Annotated in this window: 24 protein-coding genes; 9 read left to right on the top strand and 15 right to left on the bottom strand. The window is 64.8% G+C overall.

Going from position 1 to position 26,583, the window contains the following annotated elements; translation table 11 throughout:
- Positions 1-168 precede the first annotated feature (168 nt).
- The gene (locus BTM36_RS27320) at positions 169-492 is read left to right on the top strand and encodes a hypothetical protein (RefSeq protein WP_006463396.1); all 324 of its coding nucleotides are present in this window, start codon (positions 169-171) and stop codon (positions 490-492) included.
- Here the strand turns inward: BTM36_RS27320 and BTM36_RS27315 are convergent.
- From BTM36_RS27315 to BTM36_RS27295, 5 genes are all read right to left on the bottom strand, one after another.
- The gene (locus BTM36_RS27315) at positions 489-1,823 is read right to left on the bottom strand and encodes a DUF2863 family protein (RefSeq protein ID WP_077238619.1); all 1,335 of its coding nucleotides are present in this window, start codon (positions 1,821-1,823) and stop codon (positions 489-491) included. The genes BTM36_RS27320 and BTM36_RS27315 overlap by 4 nt on opposite strands.
- 11 nt (positions 1,824-1,834) lie before the next feature.
- Positions 1,835-2,770 carry a DMT family transporter gene (locus BTM36_RS27310; RefSeq protein ID WP_077238618.1) on the bottom strand — a complete coding sequence of 312 codons (936 nt, stop codon included), beginning with the start codon at positions 2,768-2,770 and terminating at the stop codon, positions 1,835-1,837.
- A gap of 442 nt (positions 2,771-3,212) precedes the next feature.
- Positions 3,213-4,034 carry a MetQ/NlpA family ABC transporter substrate-binding protein gene (locus tag BTM36_RS27305; RefSeq protein WP_006463399.1) on the bottom strand — a complete coding sequence of 274 codons (822 nt, stop codon included), beginning with the start codon at positions 4,032-4,034 and terminating at the stop codon, positions 3,213-3,215.
- Positions 4,035-4,155: 121 nt separating this feature from the next.
- Positions 4,156-5,535 (bottom strand): LLM class flavin-dependent oxidoreductase, encoded by a 1,380-nt coding sequence (locus BTM36_RS27300; protein ID WP_077238617.1) that lies wholly within the window; start codon positions 5,533-5,535, stop codon positions 4,156-4,158.
- 17 nt (positions 5,536-5,552) lie between these two features.
- On the bottom strand, positions 5,553-6,821 hold the full coding sequence (locus BTM36_RS27295) for an SfnB family sulfur acquisition oxidoreductase (protein ID WP_077238616.1): 1,269 nt from the start codon (positions 6,819-6,821) through the stop codon (positions 5,553-5,555).
- A gap of 310 nt (positions 6,822-7,131) precedes the next feature.
- On the opposite strand from BTM36_RS27295, the gene BTM36_RS27290 reads away from it, so the two are divergent.
- The 3 genes from BTM36_RS27290 to phaP all read left to right on the top strand — a co-directional run bounded on the left by BTM36_RS27290 (position 7,132) and on the right by phaP (position 9,492).
- Positions 7,132-7,338: a DUF3717 domain-containing protein gene (locus BTM36_RS27290; protein WP_006463402.1), complete on the top strand. Its 207-nt coding sequence runs from the start codon at positions 7,132-7,134 to the stop codon at positions 7,336-7,338.
- 128 nt (positions 7,339-7,466) lie between these two features.
- On the top strand, positions 7,467-8,681 hold the full coding sequence (locus BTM36_RS27285) for a patatin-like phospholipase family protein (RefSeq protein ID WP_077238615.1): 1,215 nt from the start codon (positions 7,467-7,469) through the stop codon (positions 8,679-8,681).
- A gap of 241 nt (positions 8,682-8,922) precedes the next feature.
- Entirely contained in the window at positions 8,923-9,492 is a 570-nt protein-coding gene (gene phaP / locus BTM36_RS27280) for a TIGR01841 family phasin (protein ID WP_006463404.1), read from the top strand.
- Positions 9,493-9,580: 88 nt separating this feature from the next.
- On the opposite strand, the gene BTM36_RS27275 is transcribed toward phaP, so the two are convergent.
- Positions 9,581-11,188: an NAD(P)/FAD-dependent oxidoreductase gene (locus tag BTM36_RS27275; RefSeq protein ID WP_077238614.1), complete on the bottom strand. Its 1,608-nt coding sequence runs from the start codon at positions 11,186-11,188 to the stop codon at positions 9,581-9,583.
- Positions 11,189-11,444: 256 nt separating this feature from the next.
- On the opposite strand from BTM36_RS27275, the gene BTM36_RS27270 reads away from it, so the two are divergent.
- Together BTM36_RS27270 and BTM36_RS27265 are read left to right on the top strand one after the other, a co-directional pair.
- The gene (locus tag BTM36_RS27270) at positions 11,445-12,449 is read left to right on the top strand and encodes a helix-turn-helix domain-containing GNAT family N-acetyltransferase (protein WP_077238613.1); all 1,005 of its coding nucleotides are present in this window, start codon (positions 11,445-11,447) and stop codon (positions 12,447-12,449) included.
- A gap of 222 nt (positions 12,450-12,671) precedes the next feature.
- The gene (locus tag BTM36_RS27265) at positions 12,672-13,010 is read left to right on the top strand and encodes a YXWGXW repeat-containing protein (RefSeq protein WP_077238612.1); all 339 of its coding nucleotides are present in this window, start codon (positions 12,672-12,674) and stop codon (positions 13,008-13,010) included.
- Here the strand turns inward: BTM36_RS27265 and mnmC are convergent.
- Positions 12,985-14,907: an FAD-dependent 5-carboxymethylaminomethyl-2-thiouridine(34) oxidoreductase MnmC gene (mnmC, locus tag BTM36_RS27260; RefSeq protein WP_077238611.1), complete on the bottom strand. Its 1,923-nt coding sequence runs from the start codon at positions 14,905-14,907 to the stop codon at positions 12,985-12,987. The two genes, BTM36_RS27265 and mnmC, sit on opposite strands and share 26 nt — an antisense overlap.
- 136 nt (positions 14,908-15,043) lie before the next feature.
- Between mnmC and BTM36_RS27255 the strand changes: the two genes are divergently transcribed.
- Positions 15,044-15,769: a GntR family transcriptional regulator gene (locus tag BTM36_RS27255; RefSeq protein WP_077238610.1), complete on the top strand. Its 726-nt coding sequence runs from the start codon at positions 15,044-15,046 to the stop codon at positions 15,767-15,769.
- 48 nt (positions 15,770-15,817) lie between these two features.
- Entirely contained in the window at positions 15,818-16,753 is a 936-nt protein-coding gene (locus tag BTM36_RS27250) for an AEC family transporter (protein WP_006463410.1), read from the top strand.
- A gap of 39 nt (positions 16,754-16,792) precedes the next feature.
- On the opposite strand, the gene BTM36_RS27245 is transcribed toward BTM36_RS27250, so the two are convergent.
- The 7 genes from BTM36_RS27245 to BTM36_RS27215 form a co-directional block, all read right to left on the bottom strand.
- Positions 16,793-19,633 (bottom strand): EAL domain-containing protein, encoded by a 2,841-nt coding sequence (locus tag BTM36_RS27245; protein ID WP_077238609.1) that lies wholly within the window; start codon positions 19,631-19,633, stop codon positions 16,793-16,795.
- Between the two features lie 173 nt (positions 19,634-19,806).
- Positions 19,807-21,015, bottom strand: coding sequence for a GTP-binding protein (locus tag BTM36_RS27240; RefSeq protein ID WP_077238608.1), 1,209 nt, complete (start codon positions 21,013-21,015; stop codon positions 19,807-19,809).
- Between the two features lie 146 nt (positions 21,016-21,161).
- Positions 21,162-21,854 carry a GTP cyclohydrolase II gene (gene ribA / locus BTM36_RS27235; RefSeq protein ID WP_006463413.1) on the bottom strand — a complete coding sequence of 231 codons (693 nt, stop codon included), beginning with the start codon at positions 21,852-21,854 and terminating at the stop codon, positions 21,162-21,164.
- Between the two features lie 147 nt (positions 21,855-22,001).
- Complete coding sequence (locus BTM36_RS27230) at positions 22,002-22,751, bottom strand: Fic family protein (protein WP_077238607.1); 750 nt, start codon at positions 22,749-22,751, stop codon at positions 22,002-22,004.
- A 26-nt stretch (positions 22,752-22,777) separates the two neighbouring features.
- Positions 22,778-23,776, bottom strand: coding sequence for a lipoyl synthase (lipA, locus tag BTM36_RS27225; RefSeq protein WP_006463414.1), 999 nt, complete (start codon positions 23,774-23,776; stop codon positions 22,778-22,780).
- A gap of 40 nt (positions 23,777-23,816) precedes the next feature.
- Complete coding sequence (lipB, locus tag BTM36_RS27220; RefSeq protein WP_077238606.1) at positions 23,817-24,518, bottom strand: lipoyl(octanoyl) transferase LipB; 702 nt, start codon at positions 24,516-24,518, stop codon at positions 23,817-23,819.
- 35 nt (positions 24,519-24,553) lie between these two features.
- Positions 24,554-24,943 (bottom strand): DUF2917 domain-containing protein, encoded by a 390-nt coding sequence (locus BTM36_RS27215; protein ID WP_077238605.1) that lies wholly within the window; start codon positions 24,941-24,943, stop codon positions 24,554-24,556.
- Between the two features lie 187 nt (positions 24,944-25,130).
- Here BTM36_RS27215 and gcvA point away from each other — a divergent pair, with 187 nt between their 5' ends.
- Positions 25,131-26,099 (top strand): transcriptional regulator GcvA, encoded by a 969-nt coding sequence (gcvA, locus tag BTM36_RS27210; protein ID WP_006463417.1) that lies wholly within the window; start codon positions 25,131-25,133, stop codon positions 26,097-26,099.
- A 64-nt stretch (positions 26,100-26,163) separates the two neighbouring features.
- On the opposite strand, the gene BTM36_RS27205 is transcribed toward gcvA, so the two are convergent.
- Positions 26,164-26,445 (bottom strand): DUF493 family protein, encoded by a 282-nt coding sequence (locus BTM36_RS27205; protein ID WP_039875317.1) that lies wholly within the window; start codon positions 26,443-26,445, stop codon positions 26,164-26,166.
- Between the last annotated feature and the right edge of the window lie 138 nt (positions 26,446-26,583).

Here is a 26,583-nt window from a genome sequence, read left to right as displayed (position 1 = left end):
GCCCGGTTGAAGATTTTCTTACAGCCACGCCATCCGGGTAAAACCGGGTAAGGCCGACGCTCCACGGAAACTCGCACGCTTAATCTGGGACCTCTCGCATCGATGCCGCACGGCAATGCCACGATTGCCATGCACACACACGCGAGGACCAGTCAACGGGGGGATTTCATGCGTATTGAACAAACCAGCCAGCATAGGGGCGGCATCGTGCTCGCCTGCCTGAGCGCCGTCGCCCTGGGTGGCTGCGCCAACTTCAGCGAAGTCAGCGCCGGGCAGGACGAGCTCTATCAGGTCTCGGCCACGGGCGTGAGCTACACCATGTCCATCCCTGCCCTCACTGCAGCAGCGCGTGAAAAGGCCCGCGACTTCTGCGGCCGGCAGCAGATGCAGGCCGACCTGCGCCAGCTGGTGCGCGGTTGGCGACCGATGCAGGTGGACCTGTATTTTCGCTGCCAGCCCACGGGCGTGAGCTTGCAGGCGCTGCTGGACTAGGCCTTCGGAAAATCGCGCTCGCGCAGCGGCAGGCCATCGGCATCAATCGCCTCGGCCAGCTTCACTGCGGCTACACCCAGCGAAGCGACGGCATCGGCAGCATCGAACAGGGCCACCTGCACATCCCCGTCGACAGGCTGTACCGAACGCGCCAGGAGTCCCTGCGCGCCCCGCAGCACGACCTGCAGCTGGATCTCGCCCTCTGCATCGTCGATGGCAAAGAAGGCGCTGGCCTGCGCGGCCTGCGCACCTGCTTGCGCCAGCCCTGCCTCCAGTTCCGACAGCATCTGCAGCGTGCGATATTCCGCATTGCCGGTGTGCTTGGCACCGTGGAACAGGTCCTGGTACAGGAAGTGCAGCTGGCACTGCGCCGCCTCGCCGGATTGCCCGGTCAGGCAGCGCTGCATCAGCGGCGTGATCTGCTCACTCCACTGGCGGAAGCGCTGCGCGCGCGCTTCGAAATAGGCATCGGCTGCCGCCTCTTCCGCCGGAATGGCATAGAAGGGATCGTCCACATCCTTCAAGGCGAAGCCCAGCAGAAAGCGTAATTCGAGCGCCTCATCGTCAGCTCCGAAGGCGCTCTCCGGCCAGCCGCGCATGCTGCGCTCGATGGCCGGCACGCTCAGTATCTTCTTGTCGGTGAGCGAGGCGAAGGCGTCGCGGTTCATGGCCTCGACTTCGCTGAAGCTGAGCGCATTGATTTCTTCAGGATGATAGAGATGGTGGACCAGCACCACGCGCGCGCCGGGGCTTTCCAGGCCGGCCTCCTGCAGGCTGGTGCGCAGCGCATCGAAGGCATCGCCATCGGCCAGCGCCAGCGCTTCCTTCAGGCCGCCACGGGTGCGCACCAGCAGCGGGATCAGGAAGGCGTTGATCTCCAGCTCCTTCTCTCCCCGTCGCAGCACGATGATGTCCGCGCCCTCTTCCACCACCTCGCGCAGGAAGGCATGACCACGCTGATCGTCGTAGCGCAATTGTTCCAGTGCTTCGTAGAGGGTATCGTCGTCGCGCTCGCGCAGGATATTGCGCACCATGCGCTCCAGCTCATCCTGGCCGGTACGGCGACCGCGACGGTCCGGCGCACTGGCGGCCACGGCGCTGGCCAGGGCCACCATCTGCTGCACACGCAGTTCGTCTTCGTCCAGGCTCTGCGAGGCCGCGTGGGCCTGATGCTGGCGCCGACGTGCCGCCTCGGTGGAGACGTGGGTGCGGGGCTTGTCGCGGACCGGGCCCTGGGCGGCCGGCTTGGCCGGCGGCCGGGACTGGCCGGCCGCCGGTTTCCGGGGTGCGTTCGAGGGTGATTTGCCGGAGGGGCGCTTGGCTTGATTCATGTCTTCCTCGCTCAATGCAGCGGTAATTTTTCAGAACTGGAACGGCCAGGCAAGGTCGCCAGGAACATTCCCGCCAGGGCCACCGCAAAGGCCGTGGCCTGCAGCGCCGACAGGTTCTCGCCCAGCGCCAGCACACCGACCACGGCAGCCGATATCGGCAGCATCACCGTGAACACGCCCGCGCGCGCGGCCGGCACCACCTTCAGGCCGGTCATCCACAGCCAAACGGTCCACACACTGGCCGCCAGCGCGTAGAACACCAGCAACAGCCAGATGTTGGCGGGCACCGAGACGAAGTCGAACTGCAGCGCGGTATAGAGGCCCATGGGCGTCATCAGCAACAGCCCCCACAGGTTGATGACGGCGCTGATGCGCTTGGGCGTGAGCACGGCGGTCAGCTTCTTGCCGATGACCGCATAGGCGGCCTCGCACAGCACCGCACAGAACACCAGCACATTGCCCAGCCACGCGTATTGTCCGTGGCTGGCTGCGGCCGCTGCTCCGTGATGATCCTTGGCCAGCGACAGCAACCCGATGCCGATGGCGCCGCAGGCCACCGCACCCCAGACGCGCAGGCTGATCTTCTCCTTCAGGAAGACCCAGCTCATCACCGCCACCACCGCCGGAATCGCCGACATGATCACGCCGGCCGAGACCGCGTTGGTCATCGACACACCGGTGATCATGCACAGCGTGAAGAGAAAATTGCCGAGGAAGGATTCGAGGAAGACCAGCCAGCGCGATTGCGCGCTCAGGGGCTTTTCATCGGCCGGCTTCTTCAGCCAGCGCAGCATGGCGATGGCGCCGATGCCAAAGCGCAGCCAGGCCAGCAGGAACACCGGCAGCATCGCCGCCAGCGGTTTGGTCAGCGCCACATAGGCGCCCACCATGGACATGCTCAGGATCAGGCAGCCGTAGCCCATGGGGCGGCTGGGGGTGTAGCTCATGTGCGGTTTGATGTTTGTCTCGGGACCAGGCGCCATGAAATGTGGCGCGCTGGGGGAGCCAGCATTTTACCCGCTCAAGAGCAATCACCGAAACGCGAGGGCAGGACTGGTCCTGCGGTCAGTGCAACAGATAGGCCACCAGCCGCTCCGCACCGACAAACAGGGCGATAAGCAATAGCAGTCCGATACTGAATACCTCCCACGCCACAGGTGCGGAGTGGATTTCACCTTTGCATAAATCCCGCCAGAGTTTCCGAAAGAAATTCCTCATGTGCCTGCCTTCCGATGTGATTGTCGATGTTAGCGTCATCCTGGGGTTCGACGCGCCATCGGGAAGGTAAGCGAATATCTGCTGGAAAAAGGCAAATCCTCTTGGAAAGGCCGCGGTGTCAAAACATTTCGCACCGCGTCCAAAATTACTGCGAGATCGATCCTGCCGATGTCACCACGCCGCCAGAATCCCGCCCTTGAATTCCGTCTCGATGTACTGCTTCACCTCCGGCGACTGGTAGGCCTGCACCAGCTTGCCCAGCCATGGCTGGCCGCGATCCTTCTCGCGCACAGCGATCAGGCAGGCATAGGGGCTGTCGCCGCTTTCCACCACCAGGCTGTCGCGGGCGGGATTGAAGCCGGCCTTGGAAGCATAGTCGGCGTTGATGGCGGAGGCATCGAGGTCGTCCAGCGTGCGTGGCAGTTGCGCAGCGTCGATCTCGACGAACTTCCACTTCTTCGGATTTTCGGTGATGTCGATGGGGGTGGCGTTGGTGCCGATGAGCGGGTCGATGCCGGCGCGCAGCTTGATGACGCCATGCTTCTGCAGCAGCAACAGCACGCGGCTTTCGTTGGCGGGGTCGTTGGGGATGCCGATCTTGGCACCGGTGGGGACGTCCTCAAGCTTGCGGTACTTCTTCGAATAGATCGCCATCGGGCCGATCATGGTCTTGCCCTCGGCATACAGTTTGTAGCCACGAGCCTTGATCTGGGCATTGAGGAAGGGGCGATGCTGGTAGCTGTTGGCGTCGAGTTCACCCGCATCGAGGGCGGCGTTGGGCTGGATGTAGTCGTTGAACTCGATGATCTTGACCTTGTAGCCTGGGTTGTCGCGTTCGAAGACGCGTCGTGCCTGCTCAAAGATCTGTGCGTGCGGACCACTGGTGACGCCGACGCGGATCACCTGATCCGGTGCGGCCTGTGCCGTCCCGCCGATGCTGGCGAGCGCGCACAGGGCGATGCCGGAAATCCATTTCGCTGCGTTGAACTTCATTCTCTTCCCCGATTGAAAAAGGTCCAATGTAGCGACCGCTCAAGCGGGGCGGAAGGAATCATTTCCGCTTTGCATATGTGCTGCGCGCATGTGCCAACACGCGTCAGCACCCGGGGTGGAATCAGGCGTGTTCGACCGCAGCGGCCCTCCGGAAGCCCGCGCCTACGTGCTCTTGCGGCAGGGTCGCGGCACGCTGGAAGAGTTTTTCGCGCAGGCTGCCCTGTGCGTATTCGCGCTTGTAGGAGCCGCGCTCCTGCAATACCGGGATGACTAGGTCGACGAAGTCTTCGAAGCTCTCCGGCGTCACCGTGCGGGTCAGGTTGTAGCCGTCGATGCCGGTGTCGGCGACCCAGCTTTCCAGTTCGTCGGCGATGCGATCCGGGGTGCCGACGATGCTGGCATAGCGGCCACCCAGTTCGAGTTGCTGCAGCAGCTTGCGCTTGGTCCAGTTCGACTCCGGTTGCGTGACCGTCTTGGTGAGCGACTGGATGGCATTGGTCTTGGCAGGGCGGATCGGTTCATCCAGGTCGTAACGCGAAAAGTCGATACCGGTGCCGGCCGAGAAGTGGGCCAGGCCGGCTTCCGGGCTGGCGTAACTGGCGTATTCGCGATAGCGGTCCTGGGCTTCCTGTTCGGTGCGGCCGGTGACCACGGTCAGGCCCATGAAGATCTTGATCGCCTCCGGATCGCGCCCCTCGCGCACGGCGCCGTCGCGGATGCTCTGCACCAGCTTGCGGGTGGCATCCTTGCTCTGGCTGGAGATGAAGACGCACTCGGCATGACGCGCGCCGAAGGCCTGACCACGCCCGGAAGAACCGGCCTGGTACAGCACCGGGGTGCGCTGGCGCGAGGGTTCGCTCAGGTGGATGCCTTCGACGTGATAGTAGTCGCCATGGTGGGCGATCTTGTGCACCTTGGCCGGGTCGGCATAGATGCGGCGCGCGCGGTCGCGCAGCACGGCACCGTCTTCCCAGCTGCCTTCCCAGAGCTTGTAGACGACTTCCATGAATTCGTCGGCACGGTCATAGCGCTGGTCGTGTTCCAGCTGTTCGTGCAGGCCCATGGCGCGGGCGGCGCTGTCGAGATAGCCGGTGACGATGTTCCAGCCCACGCGGCCCTTGCTCAGGTGATCCAGGGTGGACATGCGGCGTGCGAACAGGAACGGGGCTTCGTAGCTCAGGTTGGCGGTGATGCCGAAACCCAGGTGGTCAGTCACGGCAGCCATGGCCGACACCAGCATCATGGGATCGTTGACCGGCAACTGGATGGTTTCGCGCAGGGTGAGGTCGGTATTGCCCTGGTAGACGTCGTAGACGCCGACAATGTCGGCCAGGAACAGGCCATCGAACTTGCCGCGTTCCAGCAGGCGCGCCAGGCCGGTCCAATAGGCGATATCGGTGTAGTCCTGCGAGCGGTCGCGGGGATGCGTCCACAGGCCGTGGTTGATGTGACTGACGCAGTTCATGTTGAATGCGTTGAGACGGATTTCCTTACTGCTCATGATGGCTCCCGGATGGCTCAGAGCGCGCCGTGACGCGGTGGCTTCTGGCCGTTGAGCACGTAGTTGCCGATGGCGTGGTATTTCCAGCGCACCGGATCATGCAGGGTGTGGGTACGGGCATTGCGCCAGTGGCGATCGAGGTTGTGCTCCGCCAGGGTGGCCTGTGAACCGGCCAGTTCGAAGAGCTTGCTGCCGGCGGCCAGCGAGACATCGGTGGTCAAGACCCGCGCCTCGGCCACGGCGATGGAGGCAGCGGCCACACTGTCCTCGGTCGGCTCTGCGGCGGCGGTGTCGAGCCGGTCGCCGGCACGCTGCAGCAATGCCTCGGCGGCATGCAGCTGGATGGTCAGGTCGCCCACTTCGCGCAGGGTCAACGGATCGTCACCGGCGCGTTCGACACCGCTGTCGATCCAGGGACGCGATCGGGTGCGCACGAATTCCAGCAGGTCGGCATAGGCGGCGCGGGCGATGCCCAGGTCGATGGCGGCGTGCAGGATCTGCGCCAGCGGGCCGATCTGGGTCGGGCGCGTGAAGGCCGAGGCAAACCCGATCACGGCGTCGGCCGGGACCTGCACGTTGTCGAATACGGCACTGCCGCTGCCGGTGGTGCGCTGGCCGAAGCCTGACCAGTCATCGATGACGGTCAGGCCGGCGGCATGGCGCGGAACGATGGCCAGTTGCTGCACGCCCTGTTCGTCGATCACCGAGGTCGGGACCCAATCGGCATAGAGTGCGCCGGTGGCGTAGAACTTGCGGCCATTGATGCGGTAGCCGGGGCCGTGCGGGTTGCGCGTGAGACTGGTCTTGCGCTCGTGCGAGGTACGGGTGCCCAGCTCGGCCAGGGCATTGCCGAAGCGGTCGCCCTGCAGCACGCGCTCGAAGAAGAAGCGTTTCTGCGTTTCGTTGCCGTTGACGCGGATGAGCTCCACCGCATAGAAGTGGTTCTGCGGAATCTGTCCGAGCGAGCCATCGGCAGCGGAGATGATGGCGATCACCTCGGCCAGCGTGCCATAGGACACACCGGCACCACCGTATTCACGCGGCACGCTGATGCCCCACAGGCCGGAACGCACATAGCGCTCCAGCTCGTCCCAGGGCAGCTTGCGTTCGCGGTCGCGCAGGCCGGCTTCACGGCGGAAATCCTCGGCCAACTTGCGGGCAGCGGCCAGCGCCTCGGCCTCGTCGCGGATGCGAGCGACCAGGCGGGTGGAGGTGGAGGTGGAGGTGGCCGAGGGTGGCGGCAGGGTATCGAGCAGGGTGGCGGAAGCAGCAGCAGTCTGGGTCATGGCGGGCGATCAAGTTCGGGGAGAAGTCAGGGCAAGGTCGGGGCCAGCTCAGTAGAAAATGAGAGACCGGTGGTGCAAGCCTTGCGTCAGCAGACGTTCATTAGAGCAAAGCGACCTGTGAATCCGAACGAAGCATTACGCATGTGCTTGTTTGCTTTTTGCATGCTGTCCGTGGCGCGACCAGCGCCGGGCCGTGGGTTGATGCCCTCGGGCAAGCGCGTCAGCACTGTATTTCCAACCAGTATTCGGGGGCGAAATGCGTTAGAATGCGCCGACGTTTCAGCTTAAGTCTTTATCAAGAATCACCGCCATGCTCACCCTCACCGAACTCGAAGATGCAATCAACTACTGGCGCCAGCAGCGTCCGGCCAGCGGAGAGGAGTGCGCACTATCGCCCGAAGTCAATGCCCTCGCCGGGCTGTACGCGCTGATGATCTTCCATCGCCGTCATGAGGTCGACCTGGAACAGATCGATGCACAGGCACGTCAACTGATCGAGGCCTGGCTGGCCAGCTGATCGGTGCCGCCGGGCATTTGCCGGCACTTGCATATTGGTCCGGTCACGTTCCCGTAAGCGCGCTATCCTAGACTCCTTGACGATGTGGTCGCCCCAGCGGTGACAGGCACTCCCTGAAAGGATGAACGATGCGCAAGGACCCCGAACAGACAGCCCCGTCCGCTCCCCGCAAACCCGCCAGCCGGTCCGCCGCGCCGGCGGTCAAGCCGCGCGTGGCACTGGTGCTGCAGGGCGGCGGCGCGCTGGGGGCTTACCAGGCCGGTGTCTATCAGGCCTTGCACGAGCACGACCTCACGCCGGACTGGGTGGTGGGGACCTCGATCGGTGCCATCAATGCCGCCCTGATCGCCGGCAATCCGCGCGAGACCCGCATCGCCCGTCTGCGCGAGTTCTGGGAGACGGTGGCCCACCCCGACCTGTTCGACCTACGCCAGGTGCCCGACGCACTGCGTCCCTGGGCCACCCGCGTGACCACGCTGGATACCTTCCTGCGGGGTGCCCCCGGCTTCTTCCGGCCGCGCCCGCTCAATGCCTTTTCGCTGGGCCTGCCGGTGTCACCCGAGGAAGCCAGTTTCTATAGCACCACCGAACTGGGCGAGACCTTGTCGCGGCTGGTGGATTTCGATTACCTCAACAGCCAGTCCGGTATCCGCATGACGGTGGCGGCGGTCAAGGTCACCTGTGGCACGCTGGTCAACTTCGACTCCCGCGAGCAGCCGCTGGGACCGGACCACGTCATGGCCAGCGGCGCCCTGCCCCCGGGTTTCGCACCGGTGCGGGTGGATGGCGAGCTGTACTGGGACGGCGGCCTGTATTCCAACACGCCGCTGGAAGCCGTGCTCAACGATGAGCCCCGCACCAACCTGCTGTGCATGATGGTGGACCTGTGGCATGCCGACGGTCCCGAACCGCGTACCCTGGAAGAGGTGCAGACGCGCGAGAAGGATGTCACTTTCGCCTCGCGTTCGCAGCGCCACATCGATGCCTACCTGCAGCAGTACCACCTGCGGCGTGCCGCCCATGCGCTCTACAAGCGCCTGCCGCGTGAAATGCTGACCCAGGAAGACAAGCAGATGATGGCCGAGCTCGGCGCCGACAGTACCATTCACATCGTGCGGCTGGCCTATGCAGGGCGTGACTGGAACATGGCTTCCAAGGACGTCAATTTCGCCCGTGGCTCAGTGTTATGGCGCTGGGAACAGGGTTATCAGGACGGCCTGCGCGCCATCGCCCTGGGCAAGGGCTGTGCCTTCAGCGAGACCGATGCCGGCATCGTGGTGCATGACCTGCCCAGCGGCCATACGCAGGTGCAACCGGAGAAAACGACCGAACGTTCGGCTTGATCGCCCGCAAAGCCGCTGCGGGCGGGGCGTCGCATAATTCCCACGACCTCCGGACTATTTTTGTGCGGCGCACAAATAACACTTGATTTCACCAAAGAAGTGCATAAAATAGGAATTGTTGCGGCGCACAAATCATGATTGTTTGTTGATTCTGGTCGAAAGCCGCTCTCGAAAGCCGATTGTTTGATCGTCACACTCGTCGGCAAGCTCATTTGTCATATCTATCACCTAGGAGATGAACATGTTTTCGTACCAAGATCAGTTTTCCGCCGCTACCAAGGCCAACCTGCAAGCCCACCTGGACCTCATCAACAACCTGACCGCCAAGGCCTTCGAAGGCGTGGAAAAGATTGTTGAACTGAACCTGTCGGCCACCAAGGCCACCCTGGAAGAAGCCACCGCCGCCGCCAAGCAGCTGGCCGCCGCCAAGGACCCGCAGGAACTGCTGTCGCTGGCCGCTGCACAAGCCCAGCCGGGCGCCGAGAAGGCCACCGCCTACAGCCGTCACCTGGCCGGCATCGTGTCCTCGACCCAGGCTGAATTCACCAAGGCGGCCGAAGCCCAGATTTCCGAAACCAGCCGCAAGCTGTCGGCCCTGATCGACGAGATCAGCAAGAACGCGCCCCCGGGTTCGGAACAGGCCGTGTCCATCCTGAAGGCCACCCTGACCAACGCCAACGCTGCCTACGAGCAACTGTCCAAGAACTCCAAGCAGGCTGTGGAAACCCTGGAAGCCAACCTGGCCAACGCGACCAAGCAATTCACGGCTGCGGCTGAAAAGACCGTCGCTTCGGCCCGCGCCAAGAAGTAAGCCAACGCGTCAGGCAATACTCAGCAAGGCAAACGAAAAACGCCGCTCCGGGCAACCGGAGCGGCGTTTTGCTTGGGTGGTCCGACAATCAGGCCTGCGCCACCATGTCCAGCGCCAGCGCCTCGGCCACACGGATACCGTCGATGGCAGCCGACATGATGCCACCGGCATAACCGGCCCCTTCGCCGGCCGGATACAAACCCTTGGTGTTGAGGCTTTGCAGGGTGTGGTCATCACGCTTGATACGGATGGGCGATGAGGTGCGCGTTTCGATGCCGGTCAGCACGGCGTCGTGCATGGAATAGCCGCGGATCTGCTTCTCGAAGGCCGGCAGCGCTTCGCGGATGGCCTCGATGGCGTAGCTCGGCAACGAAGGATTGAGGTCGCCCAGCTTCACGCCCGGCTTGTAGGACGGCTCCACGCTGCCCAGTTGCGTCGAGGGACGGTTGGCGATGAAGTCGCCCACCAGTTGCGCCGGCGCATCGTAGTTGCTGCCACCCAGCTCATAGGCGCGGCTTTCCCACTCGCGCTGGAAGGCGATGCCGGCCAGCGGATGACCGGGATAGTCGGCCGGTGAAATGCCCACCACGATGCCGCTGTTGGCATTGCGCTCGTTGCGGGAATACTGGCTCATGCCGTTGGTGACCACCCGGCCCGGCTCGGAGGTGGCCGCCACCACCGTGCCACCCGGGCACATGCAGAAGCTGTACACCGAACGACCGTTGGAGGCATGGTGCACCAGCTTGTAATCGGCCGCGCCCAGGATGGGATGGCCGGCCCCGGGCCCGAAGCGGCACTTGTCGATCAGCGACTGCGGGTGTTCGGCGCGGAAGCCGATGGAGAACGGCTTGGCCTCGATGTAGACACCGCGCTCGTAGAGCATCTCGAAGGTATCGCGGGCGCTGTGGCCGATGGCCAGCACCACATGGTCGGCCTCGATCTGTTCGCCGGTGGCCAGGGTCAGGCCACGGATGCGGCCATCCTCGATCAGTACATCCTCGACCCGCTGTTCGAAGCGGAACTCACCGCCCAGCTTCTCGATCTTGTCACGCATCAGCTGGATCATCTTGACCAGACGGAAGGTGCCGATGTGGGGCTTGCTGACGTACATGATCTCCGGCGGCGCATCGGCGGCGACGAATTCGGACAGCACCTTGCGACCGTAATGCTTGGGGTCCTTGACCTGGCTGTAGAGCTTGCCGTCGGAGAAGGTACCGGCACCGCCTTCGCCGAATTGCACGTTGGACTCGGGCTTGAGCTCGCGCTGGCGCCACAGGCCCCAGGTGTCCTTGGTACGCTCGCGCACGGTCTTGCCGCGTTCCAGGATGATGGGGTTGAAGCCCATCTCGGCCAGGATCAGCGCGGCGAACAGGCCGCACGGCCCGAACCCGATCACCACCGGGCGCTTCTTCAGGGTCGCCGGGGCGCGGGTGACGAAATGATAGGAAGTGTCGGGCGTAGGGCCGACATTGGTCTTCTTCGCGTTGCGCTGCAGGACTTCGGCTTCGTTCCTGAGCGCGACGTCGATGGTGTAGTTCAGGGTGATGGCCGTCTTCTTGCGGGCATCGTAGCTGCGCCGAAACAGCGTGAAGGACAGCATCTCGTCGGCCTGGATTCCCAGGCGGTCGAGGATGGCGGCGTTCAGTTCATCTTCCGTATGATTCAACGGAAGGCTTAGCTCAGAGATGCGCAACATGTGCGGAGACTTTCAACAAGGCTGGGGATGCAGGAGGTGGCGCGCCACGGCGGCCGGTAGGGTCACGGCGGGCGGGCTGCGCGAAAGGCGACATTCTACTCCAGCAGGCTGGCCGACCCCAACCCGACGCCGCCCGACGCCAGTTGCGCGCGCGAGACAGCCTGGCGAGCGGCCCGCAAAACTGGTTGCACTACGCAATCATCTGGCCGTACATTGATTGCATATCGCAACCATAAGACTGAATCGGGAGAACACCATGGACTACGACGGCCTGCAGCTACCGTCACGGGAACATACCATCCGCCAGTTGCGGGAGCTCTCACGCAAGCTGGTGCGCGAGCTGGGCTTCATGCGCAGCACGCTGGCCGGCAGCGACATGGCGCCCTCGGCGGTGCACGCCATCATCGAGATCGGGCTCAATCCCGGCATCCAGGCGCGCGACCTGGGCGAGCTGCTGTATCTGGACAAGTCCAATACCAGCCGCCAGCTGGCCAAGCTGGAGGCCCTGGGCCTGGTGCGCCGTACGCCACTGGAAGCTGACGGGCGGGCCTTCAGCCTGGCGCTGACCGAGGCCGGGCAGGCCCTGCGCAAGAAGATCGACAAGTTCGCCACCGACCAGGTCTCCGCAGCGCTGCGGCGGATCGTGCCGGAAGACCAGCAAGGCCTGCTACGCGCACTGGCGCTGTATTCGCAGGCCCTGTCGCGTGAAAACCCGAATGCAGCAGCCTCGCAAGAGAAGCAGCCGATACCGTTGTGCCTCGGCTACCAGCCCGGCTGCATCGGCGACATCGCCAGCCTGCATGCGCGCTATTACGCCGAGGCGGCCGGTTTCGGCGTGTTCTTCGAGCACAAGGTGGGTAGCGAACTGGGTGCCTTCGCCCAGCTGCTGCCGGTCGCCGGCAAGCAACTCTGGACGCATGTGGAGCAGGGACACACCCTGGCTTCGATCGTCATCGATGGTGATCCCACCAGCGGAGTAGCCCACCTGCGCTGGTTCATCGTCGATGACAGCCTGCGCGGCGCCGGCGTGGGCCGGCGCCTGCTGGAGGAGGCGATGGCCTTTGTCGATGCGCATGGATTCGCATGCTATCTGTGGACTTTCCAGGGGCTGGATGCGGCGCGCCACCTGTATCTGGCGGCAGGCTTCACGCTGGCCGAGGAGTCGCCCGGGGAGCAATGGGGCAGCCGGGTGGTGGAGCAGCGCTATGTGCGGGCAGCGCGTGGCAAGGTGACTGAAGTGACTGAACCGGCCCGGAGCTGATCACGCCGGTGTCGCAAAGTATCAATCTGCCCGGAGTTGTTACGGCAGCCGGATGCAGTGCTGCGCCCGCCCCGATGCCGGCGCGGCGCACACCCGCACCAGGAAACAACTGGAAACACAACATTACAGTCTTAAAGAAGAGCGGCTCCTACAGTGGCTTCACGGCGCGACCACAGCGACGCGCTGCATCCACCGCCATGCTGTCCATTACAGGAGTCCATGATGAAAACCACAACAAGTCGCATCGCCTTCGCCCTTGTCACCACCCTCTCCGCCCTGGGCGCCACCCTGGCCGCCGCCTCCGCCGCCCAGGCGCAGGTGGTGGGCGTGGATGTGCGCATCGGCACGCCACCACCGGCCCCGCGCTATGAAGTCGCCCCGCCGCCCCGCCACGGCTATGCCTGGGCACCGGGCTACTGGGCCTGGAACGGTCACCGCCACGTCTGGGTGGGTGGCCACTGGGAACGCGTGCGTCGCGGTTATGCGCGCTACGAGCCGGCCCACTGGCAACAAGGCCCGGGCGGCGGCTGGCATTTCATTCCGGGTCACTGGGCGCGTTGATCGCGTCGAACGCACCGGCTGACAAGCCCGCGAAACGAGCCGGGTCCAGCGCCGCCACCAGATCACGCGGCAGCGGCAAGGGCTCGCGCTCGATCATCGACGCCAGCAGTTCCGCCATCAGCGGTGCCCAGATCAGGCCCCGCGACGCATAGCCCAGCAAACCGTAGAGCCCCGGATCCTGCCCCGGCAGTGCTCCCACCAGCGGCAGCCGGTCGGGCGCGATGCAGCGCTGACCGACCCGCCCGCCCAGGTCGGGATCGGAGGCATCCGGCAACCCCGGCTGCCCATGGTGCTGGTCGATCTGCGGCAGCATGTGGCGCAAACGGTCGAGATTGTCGGCATGGCTGTCGACCCGCAAGGCGGGATCGTCGAAGCGGTCGTAGCTGGCACCCATGCAGACTTGCCCGGCGTAGGGCCGGGTCAGGTAGCCGTCACCACACAGGGCGTACGGCAGGTCGGGAAATCCTTGCGCCGGCAGATGCGTGACCTGGCCGCGCACCGCATTCAGTGGCAGGTCGGCTGCCTGGGTCAGCGCCCTGGCCTGTGCACCGGCGGCCAGGATCATTACCGGCGCCTGGGCGATCACGCTGCCCGCTGTATCCAGCGCCTGCCAATGCGCGCTCGCCTGCTCACGCTGCAGGCGCGCCACGGCGCGACCGAAGTGGGTGGCAAACTGTCCATATGAACTGGCCTGCGCCAGCAGGCGGCGGCAGACCGAAGGTGGATGCAACCAGCCTGCTTCCGGAAAGAAATAGCCCCCGCCCATGGTCGGCATGCCCAGCGCAGCAGCCGTGTCGGCAGCCGACATCCAGCGTGCATAACGGGCAGGGTACTGCCATTGCTGCGCCCCCTGTTCAAAGGACCAGGCCTGCTTGGCATCGCGCCCGAACTGCAGGATGCCGCAGCATTCACCGGTGATGGCCGCGCCCTCCTCCAAGCCCACGCCCCCCAGTGCCTGCCAGCGTTGCGCTGCGAACAGGAAGGCCGCACGCGTCAGGCGCGCCAGCGGACTGTCGTCGCGTGCCAACGCGGGCATGAAGAGACCGCCGTGATTGCCGGAAGCACGTGTGGCCACCTCCGGCCCGGCATCCACCAGATCGATGCGCCAGCCACGTGCGGCCAGACGTTCGGCGATGGCCGTGCCGGCCAGGCCGGCGCCGATCACCAGTGCATGACGGGGCTGGCGCGGGTGACGCTGCAACGGTGTATCGCTGGTGGCCACATGCGAAGCCGGGCGCGCCCACATCGGCTCGTAGCGCAAGGTCGATACGTCGTCACCAAGCGGGCCACGCGGGTGAACGGAAAAGCCGACCTGGCGCATCGCCGCCGTCAAGGCCGCAGCCGCTGCCTCATCGATTCCCCACACCATGGCCTGGGCGCCGGTCCAGGCCAGGCGCGCCAGCCGTTTGCAAGCATGCGCGTGCCAGGGCGGCGCAGCGGCGTCGAAGCGCTGCGGATCGGCATGCAGGTAGAACAGATCGACTGGCGCCTCCAGCCGTGCCAGCTCTTCTTCCAGTGCGCCCCAGATCAGCGTCAGCACCACTCTGCCCTCGTCCAGCAGCAGCCGGTGCGTGCCGGGCAGCGGCAAGGGCCAGGCTTCGCGCAAGGCCTGTGCATAAGTCAAATCTGAATGGAGGGCCTCCGCCGTCGGCGGGTGCGGCAGGATGGCGATGTAATGCAGGCGCTGCACTGGCCCCTGCGCCCGCTGTCGCGCGAAGGCATGCCAGGTGGCGAAAAAGGCATGGCCCAGACCGAAATGCAGATCCAGCACCACGGCCGTGGACTGCTCGCTCAGGCAATCAGGGATCGCCACCGGGCCGGGCGCAGCTTGCGCGGCGTCGGCACGCCAGGCGGCCAGCAATTCCGGGGAGGCAGGTTGGAGGGGGCAGGCAGGCATTATCGGTACATCCAGGGGCGGGATCGATCAAGGCCGCCATTCTACGCCGCCCGCCTGCGCAGACCTTGCGCCTTGACAAAGCCCACCGCTCTCCATAATCTGCATACAGAACACAGAAAAAGCGAACCTACACGCAATGCTCAAGATTGCCGCCCCCGCCCAGCTCATCGAACAGGTCTACCACGCCATCCTGGATGCCATCTGCACCGGCACGCTGGCGCCCAACAGCAAGATCACCCAGGAAGGCCTGGCCGAACAGCTGGGCGTGTCGCGCCAGCCCATCCTGCAGGCGTTCCAGATCCTCCGGCGCGAGGGCTTCATCACTGATGCCGGTCGCAAGGGGGTGATGGTGACCGCCCTGGACCCGCAGCGGCTGCAGCAGCTCTACCAGGTGCGTGCGGTCCTGGACGGCCTGGCCGCACGCGACTGTGCCGCGCACTGCAGGCAGGATGCGGCCCGCCGTGCCGCCACGGCCAGCGAGGGCCTCGCCCTGATCGCAACGGCCCGCGCCCTGCCGGACATGGACGACCTGTCGGCACGCATCCGGGCCGACATGGATTTCCACCAGTTCCTCTATCGCAGCAGCGGCAATCCCGTCATCGCCGAGACCACCGCCCTGCACTGGCAGCACATCCGCCGCGCCATGGGTGCCATCCTGGCCGGAGATGTGCGCTCACACCAGATGGTGTGGGACGAGCATGAGGCGATCCTGCAAGCCGTGCTGGAGGGCAAGCCGGCGCTGGCCGACAAGCTGGCGCGCGAGCATGCCGAAGGCGCGGCCGAACACCTGGCGCGGGCGCTGGATGGCGCACAACAAACTGAACAAAGAGAACAGACAGGCCAGGCCGGCAGGCAGGCCTGACCACTTCACCCTCCCCTTCATTCGCTCGCAGCACGGCTGCGCCCAGCCATGCTTGCCATTTTCAATATCGTCTTTCCGATCTTTTCACTGATCTTCCTGGGCTGGATCTGCCGTCGCCGCAACATCCTGTCGGCCGGCGCGGCCAGCGAGCTGAACCGCTTCGTGATCTGGCTGGCACTGCCGGCCCTGCTGTTCGATTCCATGTCGCGACTGACAGCGGCCGACTTCGCCAACCTGCGCTTCATCGGCGTCTTTGCGGCGGGCGTGGCACTGGTGTTCCTGCTGACCGCATGGTTGCGCCTGCGGCAGAAGGCGGCGGCGGCCGACGTCATCATCGACAGCCTGGGCAGTTCCTACGCCAATGTCGGTTTCATCGGGATTCCCCTGTGCTACCTGGCCTTCGGCCGCGATGGCCTGCCGCCCTCGGTGATCGCGATGATGATGACGGCCTGCCTGCTCTTCGCGGTGGCCATCGTGTTGCTGGAGACCTGCCTGCATGCCCAGGCCGGGCTGGGGCAGACGGTGCTCAAGGTGGGTCGCTCGCTGCTGCGCAATCCCATCATGATCGCGCCGGTGGCCGGGATTGCGGTGGCCCTGAGCGGGGCCACCATCCCCAGCGGCGTGCAGCAGTTGTTCAAGATTCTGGGGGGAGCGGCCAGCCCCTGTGCACTGGTGTCGCTGGGGCTGTTCCTGGCGCAGCCGGTACAGCGTGGCGAGGGCGCGCCGGTGTGGCTGCTGGTGGCCTTCAAGCTGCTGCTGCAACCAGCGGTGACGGCCGTGCTGGCCTACTGGATCTTGCCCCTGCCCCGGGTGTGGGCAGACAGTGCGGTCTTGCTGGCGGCCATGCCGATCGGCACCGGGCCATTCATGCTGGCCGAGCTGTATCAGCGGGAAGTGACGGCCATGTCGCGCGCCATCCTGATCTCTACCACGCTCTCGCTGCCGACCATCGCCGTGATCCTGGCCTGGATCGCACACCACTGAAGGTGATGCGCAGTACCGGCCACGACAGCGCCGGCGCGCTTACAGCATGGCCCGTTCCTCGCGCAGGATCTGCTCGAACTTGTCGGCCGGCACCGGCGGGCTGAACAGGTAGCCCTGGATCTCGTCGCAACCGTAGTGGCGCAGGTAATCCAGCTGTTCGTCGGTTTCCACGCCTTCGGCGATCACGCGCAGCTTCAGGTGGCGTGCCAGCGAAATGATGGATGCGGTGATGGCGGCATCGTCGGCGTCGATGGTGATGTCGCGCACGAAGGAGCGGTCGATCTTGAGTACGTCGATGGGGAAGCGTTTCAGGTAGGCCAGCGAGGAATAGCCGGTGCCGAAGTCGTCGATGGACAAGCGCACGCCGAGCTTCTTCAACCCCGCCAGGATGCCGATGGCGTGCTCGACATCGGTCATCATCAGGCTCTCGGTCAGTTCCAGTTCCAGCGAGGCCGGCGGCAGGCCGGTGTCTTCCAGCACGTCGGCAATGGAGCAGACCAGGTCCTTCTGCAGGAACTGGCCCACCGAGAGGTTGACCGAGACGCTGATGTCCTCATGCCCCTTCAACTGCCACTGGCGGCACTGCACGCAGGCGGTACGCAGGACCCAGGCGCCGATAGGCAGGATCAGGCCGGTCTCCTCGGCCAGGCCGATGAAGCGTGCCGGCGAGACCATGCCCAGTTGCGGATGCTGCCAGCGGATCAATGCCTCGCTGCCGATCACGCGGCCACTGGCCAGGTCCACCTTGGGCTGGTAATGCAGCAGGAATTCGCCGTGGTCCAGCGCATTGCGCAGGTCGCCTTCGATGCGCAGGCGTTCCAGCGCCTGCTCGTTCATCGCCGGGGTGTAGAACTGGAAATTGTTGCGACCGGTCTGCTTGCCGCGATACATGGCGATGTCGGCGTGCTTGATCAGGGTCTCGCCATCGGTGCCGTCGTTGGGATAGCAGGCCACGCCGATGCTGCAGGTCATGAAGAGGGTATGCCCGCCCAGCGTCACCGGTGCTGCCACCGCATCCATGATGCGTTGCAGGCTGCGTGTATCCAGTGACAGCTCATCCTGCTCCGGCAGGATCATGATGAATTCGTCACCCCCCAGGCGCGCCACGGTATCGGCTTCGCGCACCGCCGCGCGCAGTCGCCCGGCCACGGTGCGCAACAGGGTGTCGCCGGCCTTGTGGCCCAGCGTGTCGTTGACGAACTTGAAACGGTCCAGGTCGACGAACACCACCCACAGGGCCTGCTTCTGTCGCTCGGCCACGCCGATGGCCTGTTCCAGATGGTGCCGCAGCATGTGGCGGTTGATCAGGCCGGTGAGCGTATCGCGACTGGCCTGGAATTCCAGTTCGGCTTCGTAGCGCTTCATCGAGGTGATGTCGTAGAGCGCCGCCACGAAGTGGGTGACCTCGCCGCTCTCGTCGCGCACTGGGGCGATGTAGAAGTCGTTCCACAGCTCCGAACCGTCCTTGTGATAGTTGCGCAGGACCACGTTGTGCTCGCGCTGCTCGCGCATGGCGATCCAGACGGTCTCGAAACCTTCGGGATCGCTGTCGCGTCCCTCCAGGAAGCGGATGCTCTTGCCCACCGCCTCGGCGCTGCTGTAGCCGGTGATGCGGGCAAACGCCGGGTTGACGTATTCGATGGTGTAGTCAGGCTGTTGGGCCGACAGGATCAGGATGGCATTGGCACTGGCCTCGATGGCCTGATGGCGCAGGCGCAATGCGCGCTCGGCCAGCCGGCGTGCCTTGATGTCGTCCGACAGCAGGGCATTGGTGGTGCGCAGCTCGGCGGTCTTGTCTTCCACCAGTTGCTGCACCCGGTGTGAACGCATCGACAGAGCGCGCATGTAGGCCGCACCCAGCAGCGAGGCGATCACCCCCACCAGCAGGATCAGCAGCGAACCGTAATGGTCAGCGAAGACCGAGCGCGGGGGGATGCTGATCTCCATGTGCCAGGTCTGGCCGGCGATGTCGAAACGGGTGACGGTGCTGGAAGGATGGCGAAACAGGGTACCGGGCTTGAGCAACTGGTCCAGCCACTGCGTCTCCCGCGGCGTGCTGTCGTGGCGATACACCAGATTGCCCGGCTCGGCCTCCCGGCCGACGTAGATACGCAGGCCGATCTCGTGATCCGAGGTCAGGCCGGCACCGTCGAGGATCTTCTGCACCAGGCCATTGAGTTCCAGCACCGCCGTGGTATCGCCCACCAGCAGGGCGCGCCGCGCCGCGTGGTCGGTGGGCTGCACGCCGCCCCGGTAGACCGGCTGGATCACCAGCAGGCCGCGCTCGTCGGGACCGGACTGGGCCAGCTGGAGCGGCAGCGTCGAGGCCGGCCGGCCGCTGACCAGGGCCGCATCCAGGGCATGCCGGATGGCGGCGTTGCCGGAGACGTCCAAGCCCAGCGCGGCTTCATTGCCGGCGGTAGGTTCGACATAATCCACCACCAGATAGGAAGCCTGTTGCGGCGCGCTTTGCAGACGACCATCCTGCAGGGTGGTGATTTCGAATCCCGGCTTGGCCCCCTGGCGCAGGGCCTCGAAGACCGGCCGGTCTTCGTCGGACACGAAACGCTGCACGCTGAAGGCGCGCACATAGGGATAACGTTCCAGCAGCGGACGGGTGAAGCTCTCGAACTGCTCGCGGCTGGGGTCGCCCACGGTGGCATAGAAGTGGTTCACCACCGACTGCACCTGGACCGCCTCTTCCAGCCCGCGCTGGATGGTAAAGGCGCGCAGACCGGCCCGGCGCTCGAAGTCCAGGTTGACGGCATCCTCTTCCAGGTGGCTGGTGGCGACGAAGACCGTCACGGTGGCGCACAAACCCAGCATCAGCGTGAGCGATGCCGACAACGTTGCCCCCAGCTTGTTGATCACACGCTGCATAAACGAATCGTTATATCTCTAGTGAGCCCGATCATAATCCGGACTATCCCTCGTTATCGGCCGTAGTGGATTTATTTTTAATCGGCACACTCCCGGCGGGCGCTGATCCCATCGCCGGGTCGTTTTCATGTTTCCTCGCGGGAACATGCGGCCGCCTGCGCGGCCGGTCCTGCTCAATAGGCGGCCGGTGCCGCATTGCGCTTCTGCTGCGCCTCGCGCGCCTCCCGCTCGATCTGCTGGGCCTGCATGAAGGCGTCGAAGGAGCGCTCGATGGTGGCGCGCTCGACGTCGCGAGTGATGAAGACGATGCGGCTGCGGCGATCCTCGGAAGGCCACTGCGGCAAGGTGGCAGTCGGATGGAAGATGTGCTGCACGCCATGGATCACGGTCGGCAATTCCTCGCCCTTGAGGTTGAGGATGCCCTTGATGCGCAGGATGTTGGGCCCCTTGAAGCCCACCAGCAAGCTCAGCCATTCATCGAAGAGCACCGGATCGATGGGTTCGTCGAAGGTAAAGCAGAAGGCACGGATATGGTCGTCGTGACGGTTCACGTCGTGGGCGTGCTCATGCTCGTGATGATCGTGATGATCGTGTGCATGCGCGTGGCCGTGATCATCATGTCCATGGTCATGATGACCGTGGTGATGGTGGTCATGCCCGTGATGGTGGTGCTGGGCCGCTTTCTCGGCGAAGGCTTCCTCGTTGAGCCAGCGCGCCACGTCGGGCATCTTCTCGCCCGGCTTGAACAGGCCCGCATCCAGCAACTCGCCGGCCGCGATCTGGCCGACCTGCGGCTGCAACTGGCGCGCACCGGGGTTCAGCGTACGCAGGCGCGCCTGCAGGGCCGACAGCGTGGCAGCGTCGGCCAGGTCAGTCTTGGTCAGCAGCAGGCGGTCGGCGACCGCCGCCTGTTGCACGGCTTCCGGATGATTGTCCAGGGTCGACATGCCATTGACCGCATCGACCGTGACGATCACGCCATCGAGACGATAGCGCTCCGAAATGAAGGGGTCCGTCATCAGCGTGTGCAGGATGGGTGTGGGCGAGGCCAGGCCGGTGGTCTCGATGACCACCCGGTTGAACTTGCGCTGGCCGCCTTCGGCGAAGCGCCAGGTGATGTCCTTGAGCGTCTTCTTGAGATCGCCACGGATGGTGCAGCACAGGCAGCCGCTGCTCATCTCGACGATGGTTTCTTCCTGGCTGTGCGCCACCAGCAGGTGATCCAGCCCGATCTCGCCGAACTCGTTGATGATGACCAGCGTGTCCTTCATTTCCGGCTGGGTGATCAGGTGATTCAATAGCGTGGTCTTGCCGCTGCCCAGGAAGCCGGTGAGCAGGGACACGGGAATCGGCGCAGCGCCGGCGGGTACGGATGGGTTCATGTTGTAAAGACGGGATGAGAATGGACAGTCCAGTCTCCATGCTAACCGATGCGTCAAGGGGGCAGGCCGGAACGGGCAAAAAAAAGACGGACCGTATCGGCCCGTCTGGTGTTGTGCGATTCCCTCGCGCTGCTTACCCGTGCAGTTCACTCATTGTCGTGCGCATCCAGCGGCACCTTCTCCGGCTGCGGCTGGGCCTCGCCCTTGCCCAGGCCCGGCAGCAGGTGCCCCAGCTTGCGCGCCTTGGTCCCCAGGTAGCCGATGTTGAAAGGATTGTGGTTGGCGATCAGGGCAATGCGCTCGGCCACGGTGATGCCGCTCTCTTCCAGCGCCTTCACCTTGCGCGGATTGTTGGTCATCAGGCGCAGGCTGGTGATCTTCAGGTGGGCCAGCATGGGCAAGACGATGGTGTAGCGCCGCATGTCCGCCGGGAAGCCCAGGCGTTCATTGGCTTCCACGGTATCGGCGCCCTGGTCCTGCAGATGGTAGGCGCGGATCTTGTTCAACAGGCCGATGCCACGGCCTTCCTGGCGCAGGTAGAACAGCACGCCACGGCCTTCCTTGGCGATCTTCTTGAGGGCGGCCTCCAGCTGGGCGCCGCAGTCGCAGCGCTGGGAGAACAAGGCGTCGCCGGTGAGGCACTCGGAATGCACGCGGCCCAGCACCGGCACGCCGTTGCCGACATCGCCCAGGGTCAGGGCCAGATGTTCCTTGCCGGAAACTTCATCGTAGAAGGCGTGCAGCTCGAAGGTGGCCCAGGGCATGGGCAACTTGCACGAACTGACGAAGACCAGTTTTTCTTCCGGCGCGGCGGCGGCCGGGGCGATGGATGAGGACATGACAACCTGCTTTCGAATCGAATGCTCAGAACCGCGTATCTTACCTTGCGGCCGGGTTTCTTTCAGCGCCCCGCCTGCGGCGGTGAAGGCAATTGTCCAATTCGTGCAGGGAATTTGAACAGGCTGCGGCCAACCGGCCAGGTCCGGCTAGCCGGACGCGGGCAGCAGATCGAGATACAGGCTCAACGAGCGCTGCACGCTTTCGGCGACCAGCGCGGTGATGTCATCATGATCACCACTGACGCAGGCCTCATCGAGGGCATCGTAATAGGCCAGGCGGTCTTCCTTGCGGATCACGGCCGGCGGGTAGCCAGCCTTCATCAGTTCCAGGTTCAGCAGCAATCGGCCGGTACGACCGTTGCCATCCACAAAGGGATGGATCTTCACGAAGCGCGTATGCAGCTGCGCCGCCCGCTCGACCGCATGCAGCTCGCCTGCCTGACGATACCAGTCCAGCAGCGCCGCCATTTCATCGTTGAGGTGCAGGAAATCCGGCGGCGTGGTGCTGGCACCGGCGATCACCACGTTTTCACGGCGGTAGCGGCCGGCCTCATCGGCATCGATACCCTTCAGGACCAGGCTATGGAGGTCCTTGATATGCGACTCGCTCAAGGCTTCCTTGCCGGCGACGATCTGTTCCACCAGCAGGATGGCATCGCGGTGATTGATGGCCTCGAAGTGTTCGCGCAGGGACTTGCCGCCGACGGTGATGCCTTCCAGCACCACCTTGGTCTCGCGCAGGGTCAGCGTATTGCCTTCGATGGCGTTGGAGTGATAGGTCCACTCCAGCATCAATTTGTCGCGCAGGGAGGCGACCGTGTGAGGGGGTAATGGCCGGGCGGCGTCCAGCCTCGCCCGGTCGGCATCGATGCGGTCGAACCTGACTGGGCACGGCATCTGGCTGCCTCGGCTCGGCCTCGGGCTTACACCAGCCCGTGCGCCTGCTGGTCGGCGTGGTAGCTGGAACGCACCATGGCGCCCACGGCGGCGTGCACGAAGCCCATCTTGTAAGCCTCTTCCTCGTACATCTTGAAGGTGTCGGGGTGCACGTAGCGGCGTACCGGCAGGTGGTCGCCACTGGGCATGAGGTACTGGCCGATGGTGAGCATGTCGACGTTGTGGGCGCGCATGTCGCGCATGACCTGCAGCACTTCCTCGTCGGTCTCGCCCAGGCCGACCATGATGCCGGACTTGGTCGGCACTTCCGGATGCAGGTCCTTGAAGCGCTTCAACAGGCTCAGCGAATACTCGTAGTCGGAACCGGGACGGGCCTCCTTGTACAGGCGCGGCGCGGTTTCCAGGTTGTGGTTCATCACATCCGGCGGGGCCATCTTGAGGATTTCCAGGGCGCGGTCCATGCGGCCACGGAAGTCCGGAGTCAGGATCTCGATGCGGGTCTCGGGCGACAATTCGCGTACACGCTGGATGCACGCCGCGAAGTGGGCGGCACCGCCGTCGCGCAGGTCGTCGCGGTCCACGCTGGTGATGACCACGTAGGACAGGCGCAGTTGGGCGATGGTCTTGGCCAGGTTTTCCGGCTCGTTGGGGTCCAGCGGGTCGGGGCGACCGTGGCCGACGTCGCAGAACGGGCAGCGGCGGGTGCACTTGTCACCCATGATCATGAAGGTCGCCGTGCCCTTGCCGAAGCATTCGCCGATGTTGGGGCAGGAGGCTTCCTCGCAGACCGTCACCAGGTTGTTGGCGCGCAGGATGTCCTTGATCTCGTAGAAGCGCGTGGTCGGCGAGCCGGCCTTGACGCGAATCCAGTCCGGCTTCTTCAGCTTTTCGGCGGCCACCACCTTGATGGGAATCCAGGCCGTCTTGCCGGCGCCCTTCTGCTTGTCCAGCGGGTTCACGCGGGCCGCACCGGCGGCATTGGCATTGGAGGAGGAATCTGCTGCGGGAGTGATTTCGGTCGTCATGTCGGTCGTTCCGGCCCCGGGCGCGCTCAGCGCGTGAGGCTCAAGCCATGCCCGCGAAGCGGGCGATCAGTTGGTCGGCAAGCAAGTCCTGGACATCGGCCAGGCGGGCCTGTCCGGCCCCCAGGGTCTGCATGTCCACGGTGGCCAGGCCTTCGTAGCCACAGGGGTTGATCCAGGAAAACGGCGCCAGGTCCATGGCCACGTTGAGCGATACCCCGTGGTAGGTGCAGCCGTTGCCCCGTATCTTCAAGCCCAGCGCGGCCACCTTGGCGCCCTGCCAGGGGCCGTCGGCGGCGTAGATGCCGGGCGCCCCTTCCTTGCGTACACCGGCGAGATTATACGCCGCCAGCGTGGCGATCACCGCCTCTTCGATGTTGTGCACGAATTCGCGGGCGAACAGGCGCGCCCCGCTGCGATTGCGGCGCAGGTCCATCAAGAGGTAGATGACCACCTGTCCGGGACCGTGGTAGGTGACCTCGCCTCCCCGGTCGGTCTGTACCACCGGGATGTCGTGCGGATTCAACACATGGGCGCGGTCGGCGCCCAGGCCCAGGGTATAGACGGGGGGATGCTCGACGATCCAGAGCTGGTCGGGGCTGTCGGCGCTGCGCGCATCGGTGTAGGCGCGCATGGCGGCGAAGCTGGTCTCGTAGGACTCGACGCCGCGCCGTACGATCTCTGGACGGCGGGCCGTGGCGGCGGGCGTGGTGCTGGCGCTGGCGGGGGGTAGTGCGGTTTGCATGCCCGCCAGTGTAGCGAAATTCGGACAGGGCCGTGTCAGAACCAGCGGATCAGTCCGTGCGGCAACAACTTGCTGATACTGCTGATACGCACCGTGTCGTCACCCTCAGCCACCGGCAGCAGCGGCGCCTGGGGAGCGATGCCAGCACCGGCACCGGACAGCCAGCTGCGCCAGCCCGCGACGCGCAGGGGCGACACCGTGAACTCGGCCGCGCCGTGCACCGCTTCGAGGATCGCCAGCCCGCGTCCGTGGTAGTCGAAGCAACGTCCGGCCGTGAGCCAGATGTCCTGCCGGCAGCCGGCAATGGTCAGCCACACCAGGCCGCTGGTGACGCGGATGCGCACCCCACCGCGCAGGCGGCGGGTCTGCGTCTGTCCTTCCAGAAGCCGTTCCGGAATCGTCTGATCTGCGAATGAAATTGCCATGGCGGGTACTCCCTTGCGAAAATCCAGACAAGCCGCGTCCCTGCCGCACTGCCCTATCGGGTGCGGCTTTCAGAGGGAAAATGCCTGGAGTGATGGTGAATGAGTCACCATTGTAGGAAAACCCTGCAGGCCGACAAAACGATATATATTGCGTTTCTTTGCGAATGGAATTCATAAGGAACCCACCATGGCCGATCTCAGGAAACTGCCCAACCTGGCCGCCCTGCGCGCCTTCGACGCGGCCGCCCGCCACGAATGCTTCTCGCGCGCGGCCGAGGAGGTGCATGTCACCCCCGGCGCCATCAGCCACCAGGTGCGTGCGCTGGAAGAAGACCTGGGCCTGCAGCTCTTCAAACGCCACGGCAAGCGCATCGCCATCACCGAGACCGGCCAGCGCTTCGCCGCCACCATCCGCAAGTCGCTCGGCGAAATCGCCCAGGCCGCCGAACATCTGCGCAGCCTGAACCGCCAGCAGCGCCTGGTGATCTCGGCCACGCCCTCGTTCGCCTCGCGCTGGCTGGCGCCGCGCCTGTGGAAGTTCATCGATGCCCATCCGGAAATCGAGGTAGTGCTGCAATCGGGCAGCCATCTGGCCGACCTGCGTCTGGACGGGGTGGATGTGGGCATCCGCTTCGGTCGCGGGCAGTACAGCGGCGTGGTCACCGAAAAGCTCAGCGACGATTACTACTACCCGGTGGCCGCCCCCGGCTATCGCGGTGACGGTGGTCGTAGCCGCAAGCTCACGCGCCCGGCCGACCTGGCCCATTGCACCCTGTTGCGCATGGATACCCGCGAGTCCTGGCAACCCTGGCTGACCCTGGCCGGGCTGGATCTGCCGGAACCCAGCGGCACGCTGGTGGTGGAAGACTCCTCACTGACCCTGCGCCATGCCGTCGAGGGCAAGGGCGTGGCGCTGTCGCGACACACCATTGCCTGGCAGGAAATCGCCAGTGGCACGCTGGTACGCCTGTTCGACGTGGCCCAGTTGTGCGAGGAGGCGCATTACCTGGTGCACCTGCCGGAAGGACTGGAAAAGCCCGGCGTGGTGGCCTTCCGCCAATGGATCTTCGAGGAGATGCAACGCTTCCAGGCCATCCCCGGCTGGCCGGGCGATGTGCCGAAAACGCCAGCCCGCAAAAAAGCGAAAAGCCCATGAAAAAACCGGCGCATCCCGAAGGACTGCGCCGGTCTTTGCCGACCTTGCGACACCGCGAACCGGATCAGAGCACGAACTTGACCATCTCGTGCGTGGACAGCGCGCGATAGATGTTGTCGAGCTGGGTGCGGCTGGTCGCGCGCACGGTCAGCGTCAGCGACAGGTACTTGCCCTGGGTGGACGGCCGCATCTCGACCTTGCCTGCATGAAACTCGGGATCGTGCTCGATGACCATGGCGACGATGGTTTCGGCGAAATCGTCATGGGTGATCCCGACCACCTTGATGGGGAAGTCGCTGGGATATTCGATCAGGGATTCTTCAGGGGAAATAGTGGGCATAGTCATGGCAAACCGCCTTGGCGTTGTCCGCTTCGGCGCTCCTGGTTTCAATGCTCCCAGATGGGGATGAACCGGCGCGCTTCAAGCGGAGGGTCAGGTGAATACGGGTGGGGGATGCCTGCATTCTACGCCATGCCGGCGACC

The sequence above is a fragment of the Herbaspirillum sp. VT-16-41 genome (assembly GCF_001994935.1).
Lineage (GTDB): Bacteria > Pseudomonadota > Gammaproteobacteria > Burkholderiales > Burkholderiaceae_D > Herbaspirillum > Herbaspirillum frisingense.
This window is presented reverse-complemented; position numbering and strand designations above follow the sequence as displayed.